The 6,307-nt window shown below is 60.7% G+C and carries 5 protein-coding genes; 3 read left to right on the top strand and 2 right to left on the bottom strand.

Going from position 1 to position 6,307, the window contains the following annotated elements:
• Positions 1 to 623: 623 nt before the first annotated feature.
• Positions 624 to 1,076, bottom strand: a complete 453-nt coding sequence (locus K2Y56_RS08870) for a GNAT family N-acetyltransferase (protein ID WP_292507011.1) — start codon at positions 1,074 to 1,076, stop codon at positions 624 to 626.
• 478 nt (positions 1,077 to 1,554) lie between these two features.
• Between K2Y56_RS08870 and K2Y56_RS08865 the strand changes: the two genes are divergently transcribed.
• From K2Y56_RS08865 to K2Y56_RS08855, 3 genes are all read left to right on the top strand, one after another.
• Complete coding sequence (locus K2Y56_RS08865) at positions 1,555 to 3,696, top strand: TonB-dependent siderophore receptor (protein WP_292507010.1); 2,142 nt, start codon at positions 1,555 to 1,557, stop codon at positions 3,694 to 3,696.
• A gap of 290 nt (positions 3,697 to 3,986) precedes the next feature.
• Complete coding sequence (locus K2Y56_RS08860; protein ID WP_292507009.1) at positions 3,987 to 4,844, top strand: hypothetical protein; 858 nt, start codon at positions 3,987 to 3,989, stop codon at positions 4,842 to 4,844.
• A 383-nt stretch (positions 4,845 to 5,227) separates the two neighbouring features.
• Positions 5,228 to 5,536 carry a hypothetical protein gene (locus K2Y56_RS08855; RefSeq protein ID WP_292507008.1) on the top strand — a complete coding sequence of 103 codons (309 nt, stop codon included), beginning with the start codon at positions 5,228 to 5,230 and terminating at the stop codon, positions 5,534 to 5,536.
• 89 nt (positions 5,537 to 5,625) lie between these two features.
• On the opposite strand, the gene K2Y56_RS08850 is transcribed toward K2Y56_RS08855, so the two are convergent.
• The coding region (locus tag K2Y56_RS08850) for a hypothetical protein (protein WP_292507007.1) at positions 5,626 to 6,307 on the bottom strand (682 nt) is incomplete at its 5' end.

Raw genomic sequence — 6,307 nt, 5'->3', positions numbered from 1 at the left:
ATTCCACCTCAGGCCGCCTGACCGATGGCCGCTCCAACTCCACCCCGAATTTCCACCTCATTGACGGACACGACCCGCTCACGGCATCGTCCGCCAGACCCGCGCTTGCCGTTAGTCAGCAGATCGATTGCGGTAAGCGTCGGCTGATCATTCGACGTCCGCTTTACCAACTCATCCGTCAAAAGGTGCCGTTTTCGCTTCCCACTCATCTCGGTAATAGCGTCCGTTCTCTTAGGCTGCCCACAAGCGGACGCTCTGAAGGTCCGAGAAGGGTCGAGTGCTGCCGCTCCGCTCAAAGGCCCAGTAGGGTGGAAAGCGGTACTGGCCTTCGCCTCCAGAAGCGGACGATAGGTCTTCAATTTTTCCCTGGACATCGCCGTGAGCTAGCTTATGGCCGGCAAATCCTAGGCTTTTGCCGGCCGCGCTAGCAGAATTGCCGTGAACACAGTGCTTGCCTTCTACTTCAGCCTAATCGCCGGATTGGTCATCATACGAGATTGTAAGAGCCTGCCGGCACAGCCGCCAGCAGGTTAAACGGGTAGCCTTCGTCGATGACGGAGATGGTCAGGCTAGTAGTCGAAATCTGTCGCTTGGTACCCGCCGCGCGGGGCCGCTCTCGATCCTTAGCGGACGATGGACTTGGTCATTCGAACGTAGCCATCGGCGTCTCCAAGCAGTTCTGGCGCCTGCGTTGTGACACGGGTCCAGCCTGTCGCCGTGTAGAACCCCTCGGCATCTGAAGCCGCACTCACGAACAGTCCGCTCAGCCCGATCTCTCGTGCATAGTCTTCGACCATCGTGTCGAGCACACGGCCGTGCCCCTGCCTCCGCAGGGACGCTGTGATGGCGACCAGCCTTACGATGCCCATCCCGTCCCGCAGGGCGTCCAGCCGCGTTGTGCCGATCCCCTCCTCATCCAGCTTCAGAAGCAGCGCGTGATGGTGAGCAAAGTGCTCCTGCGGGCGAGCATCGTCGTAGCCATCAAGGCCTCTCTCCTCCCAGAGCGAGGAACGACGGATGGCGTGGTAGACCTGCCAGTCGGCGGCGTCGGCAATGCGGATGAGAGTATATTTCATCGGTCCAGCATACCTATGGAACGGCTGCTTTCCACCCTTCTCGGACCTTCCAAGAGGGTGCCAAGCGTCAGATTCCTGCCGCTAGGATCACCCTGGAGACGACAACGGCGGCGACGGTGCCTCTTCGAAGGTCGCCTTTGCTCTATAGAGCTCACCAGCTCTCAGGGATCAGGAGCCAGCTTCAAAGAAGGGTACCGGCAGGGTCCCTCCAATCGTGACATCTCAGCAACAACCTCGCTGAACGGACGCAGTCTGGAATCAGTCTAGGATGATTTTCTTGCCGGTATTTCCGCCAATCGAATCTGAACTTGTGCCCTTTCTCGTAATGGTTCTTAGAAGCTTTTCAAAACATATCGTCTGATCAAGCCCAGTCTACGGCTTGTCTCAAAGCTACCGGTGCGTAGAGCGAGCTCATCGCCTCATAAGAAAAAAATCCGGCGATCCTCACAAATATCGAGCACGACGGGACTTGGGCGCTATGGGTCACACCACGTACACGGCTTTGGCTACGGCATTGCTGACGGGAACGATCCTGGTCGCAGCCGAGCCCGCAACGGGCCAGCCGGCGCCCATCTTGGGCGCACAGCAGGCGGTGGACCTCGACCAGCTCAGCGTCGAGGGCGCGCAAGGCCCGACCATTGGCTACCTGACGAAGCAGACCCGGACGGCGACAAAGACCAACACACCGTTGATTGACACACCCCAGTCGGTAACGGTGGTGACGCAGCAGCAGATCCGCGACCAGGGCTTCCAGAGCATCAACGAGGCGATCCGCTACGTCCCGGGCGTCATCCCGCACCAGGGTGAGGGCAGCCGAGACGACGTCGTCATCCGCGGTCAACGCTCGAACGCCGATTTCTTCGTCAACGGCGTGCGCGACGACGTCCAGTACTTCCGCGATCTTTACAACACTCAGCGGATCGAGGTGCTGAAGGGGCCGAATGCGATGATCTTCGGCCGTGGCGGCGGCGGCGGCATCATCAACCGCATCTTGAAGGAGGCCGACGGCATTCCGACGCGCGAACTCGCGCTCCAGGGCGGCCAGTACTGGAACAAGCGTCTTGCCGTCGATGTCGGCGACAAGGTCAGCGACAGCGTCGCCTTCCGTCTTAACGGGGTATTCGAGGATACCGGAACCTACCGCGACTTCGTCGATATCTGCCGCTACGGCGTCAACCCGACGATGACCTTCCTCATCGGTCCGGCGACGACGCTCAAGCTCTCCTACGAGTACTTTCACGATGAGCGCACCGCCGACCGCGGCATCCCCTCGCAATTTGGCCGACCCTATCGCTACCGCGAGAATACCTCGACCTACTTCGGCAATCCCTTCGACAGCTACAGCAGGGTCGACGCCAACATCGCGACCGCGATTCTAGACCATGCCTTCGACTCAGGCGTCCAGCTCCACAGCACCTTGCGCTTCGCCGATTATCAGAAGTTCTACCAGAACATCTTTCCAGGCGGCTCAGTGAACAATGCGGGCGACCGGGTTAATATTGGCGCCTACAACAACGAGACCAATCGGACCAACTACTTCAACCAGAACGACTTCACCTACAAGTTCGACACCGGCCCGCTGAAGCACACGCTGCTCGGCGGCTTCGAACTCGGCTACCAGACCGGAATCGCCTTCCGCCAGGACGGTTTCTTCTCGACCACTGGTACCCAAACTCTCGTGGTCAATCCGCTGAACCCGGTCTCGCGCGTGCCGGTGACGTTCCGCAACATCGCGAGCGGCGCCAGCAGCCAGTACGACCTCGGTCTCGCGGCGGTCTATGTTCAGGACCAGGTCGAGGTCGACGAGCACCTGCAGTTCATCGGCGGCGTGCGCTACGACCATTTCGACTTTTCCGCTCGAGACCGACGATCCAACGTCACGCAGAGCCGTGTCGACAACCTCGTCTCCCCCCGCGCCGGCGTCGTGGTGAAGCCGCTCGCCAACCTCGCCTTCTACGGCAGCTACAGCGTCTCCTACCTGCCGAGCTCGGGCGATCAGTTCGGCACCCTCTCGCAAGGCCTCGCCATCGCGCAGCCGGAGAAGTTCGTGAACCAGGAAGTCGGCGTGAAGTACGACGTCACGCCCGCACTCCAGCTCACCGGCGTCCTATACAATCTCGACCGCACTAACCAGCGCCTCGCAGACCCGAACAATGCCGGCTTCTTCATCCTGAGCGGGGCCACCAATGCCAAGGGCGCCGAGATCGGCATCAACGGCTACGTCACCGATTGGTGGCAGGCCGCGGGCGGCTATTCCTTCACCGATGCCCGCATCACCAGCAACACTTCGACCACGATCGTTGCCGGCAACACGGTCGGTCTCGTTCCGTTCAACACCATCACGCTGTGGAACAAGTTCGACGTCACTCGCGAGTTCTCATTCGGCATTGGCTACATCAATCAGACCCACACTTACGCTTCGTCAGACAATACGGTGCGGCAGCCGGGCTTCTCCCGCTTCGATCTCGGGCTGTTCTACCGGGTCAACGATTTCGTTCGAGCGCAGGTGAATATCGAGAACCTGTTCGACCGAAAATACATCGCCACCGCCGACGGGAACAACAACATCACGCCTGGCGCACCCCGGCTGATCCGGTTCCAGATCGTGGCCAACTTCTAGTGCCCCGATGAATGAAGGCATTGATCGGCCCCGCTTTCGCGCCTCGGCTTCCTTCGTGACCTCGACAGACACTGAACATTTCATGCAGCACGATCGTCTGCCGTCTCTCATCCCGTCCATTTGCCTCTTGCCCCACGTGGCGAGGCGGTTTCGCGGACACTGTGGCAGAACGATCGCAGGCAAAACGACATCCTGCATGGTCTAACGCGCCATCCCTCACGCGTTTTGCGGCGACGGGCCGTGAGGATGACGTGAAGAGAGCCCGTATTCTGGTCTTGCTGGCGATAGGTATGCTGGCTCAGCCTTTCGGCCCGCGTAACGCCCAGGCCGAGGAGGTCGACACCGAACACCTGTTCGGCTTCACCGAAGGCGCCGATGTCGGGAAGAAGGACGAGCAGGAGGTCGTGCTCGACACGGTGACCCGTATCGGCAAGCGTCGGGCGGGGCCGGGAGCCTCAGGCTACGCCGCCGTCGGTACGAAGCTCGGCTACCAGATCGACCTCAGCGATCAGTTCAGCGTGCAGATCGGGCTCTTCGGCGACCATCATCGGGTCCGCAACATCACCGACCTCGACGACCGTAACGCCGGCAATTTCGACGGCGTCTCGGTGGAATTGAAGTATCAGTTTCTCAAAGGCTCTAAGGAGCAGCCATTCGGCCTCGCCATCGAATCGCGGCCGCGCTTTGCCCGTGTCCTGCCGATCGAGGGGCGGGGTGCCGATATCTTCGATTTCGAAAACATCCTTCAGTTCGATTGGCAGATTGTGCCGGGCAAGCTCTGGTACGGCGGCAATATCAGCTTCGATCCTGCGGCGGGGCGCCAGCGTGGCTCAGGGGACGGCTACCGCAGCTCGACCCTCCTGTTCTCCGGTGCCTTGGTCGGAAAGGTGGGGGTCTCGACCTATCTTGGACCGGAGGTCCGGTATGGCCGCGCCTATGATGGCATCTTCCTCAATCAGCTGACCAGCGAAGCCGTTTTCCTCGGCCCTGCCATCCATCACCGCTTCACCGAGAAGGCCTGGATCACGGTGGCCTATGCGACCCAGATCTGGGGGCGCGACACCGATCCCGGCCTCGCGGGACGCGGGCTCGGCCTGAACCAGTTCGAGCGCCACAACCTGCGCGTGAAGGTGGGCATGGAGTTCTGAGCTGGAGCAGCCTCAACCCACATTCGAGCATATTCGTAGGACTAAAACAGTCATCTAGACGTAACTGGATTCGTGCTAGTGCGGCACACCCAGTAGAAATTGGGCCGCAGTGGTGCTGCACGTCCATTTCGTCACCGTCTTGCGGGAGACTCCGCGCGCTCGGGCGAACTCGGCCTGGGTGCTAGTCTTCATTTCCTAGCCGATCCGCGCTCCGGTTACTCATCAGGCCCGTGTTACCTATTACCTGTTACCCCGCTTCAGCCCTATGCACCTGCGGAAAGCCTGCGGTCGCGCTTACCCTCGAAGGCTGGGGTGCCTTGGAAGGACCCAGAGAATCGTGTCAGGACATTCCTAAACGGGATCCATCTGCAAGTAGCGCTGCCATGGATCAGATCGGCCACCGGAACGCCGTTTCCTCGGTGTCGTTGTTGCTTCACTCAACCAAGGAGGCGATCATGAAGGCCATACTGGCATCGTCACTGCTCGCGCTTGGCTTGCTTGCCGCGGCGCCTGCTTCTGCTCAGAGGCTTGAGATCGGTCCTGACGGTCCTGCCGTCGATATGCGGTCGAGAGATGGGCGTGACCGGGACTACGATCGCCGCGAGATTCGCCGCGATATGGAGCGAGGCGAAATGCGCCGTGATCGCCGGGAGATGCAGCGCTCGGACGACGATGATGACGATGAGGACTGATCGCTAGACGTGCGCTTGCGGCGGGAGTGGTCATTCAGGTGCCCACATCCCGCCGCGGGCAAGCGACACTGGTCGACGCTAGAACCGCCTCACCGCCTCGTTCGCATGGCCTGCGCCATCGCCTTCGGGAAGGCCTTCTGAACCTCCTCGCCCATGAAGCGCCGAAAGTCCTCGACGAGCGGCACGTCCCTCTTGATCCGGTACGAGGGCTGCAGCTTGAACATCAGCTGCAGGCGCTGGTCCTTGCCCTTGCCCGTAGCCTGAAAGATCAAATCGCCCTTGCGCACCGAGCGCTTCAGATCGCGTGGCTTCTGGCTAGGTTGGATGCCCCGCGGTCCACGTGCAACGCGTGCTGTGGGGATGGAGAGGTTGCCTCTGCCCCGCACCACGCCGCCGTTGGCATGCTCCGCTAGGTGGCCACGCTTGCGCTCATCGTAGAGCGCGACGCGAAGCTTGCCCTTGCTGGCCTTCTCAACGTTGAGCATGGCCTTCAGGAAGTTCTTGTCTCGGTTCGCCGTGTGCTTGGCCCAGGTGTCCGTGGCCAGTCGGGTCTCGGTGGAATAGGCCGCATCATTGAGCGCTCGGCTAATGGCGAAGGGAATCTGATCCGCCATGCCGCCGATGCGAGCCGCTTGGCGCTCGAAAGCGCTGAGGTCGAAGGTCAGCATTCCATACGGCCGCGCGTAGTTGTGATGTGTGTTGATTTCCGCTGAGAGTTGACCCGGCGTTTTCGTTGAGAAGTGACCCAGGTTCAGGGGTTGATGTTTATCA

It is taken from the genome of Methylobacterium sp. (genome assembly GCF_019745455.1).
Lineage (GTDB): Bacteria > Pseudomonadota > Alphaproteobacteria > Rhizobiales > Beijerinckiaceae > Methylobacterium.
Note: the sequence above shows the minus strand (reverse complement) of the source record. Positions and strands in the feature narration are given on the sequence as shown.

What these genes read in the sequence shown, in the direction of transcription:
- K2Y56_RS08870 (WP_292507011.1), bottom strand. Translation starts at nt 1,076, where the DNA reads ATGAAATATACTCTCATCCGCATTGCCGACGCCGCCGACTGGCAGGTC.
- K2Y56_RS08865 (WP_292507010.1), top strand. Translation starts at nt 1,555, where the DNA reads ATGGGTCACACCACGTACACGGCTTTGGCTACGGCATTGCTGACGGGA.
- K2Y56_RS08860 (WP_292507009.1), top strand. Translation starts at nt 3,987, where the DNA reads ATGCTGGCTCAGCCTTTCGGCCCGCGTAACGCCCAGGCCGAGGAGGTC.
- K2Y56_RS08855 (WP_292507008.1), top strand. Translation starts at nt 5,228, where the DNA reads ATGGATCAGATCGGCCACCGGAACGCCGTTTCCTCGGTGTCGTTGTTG.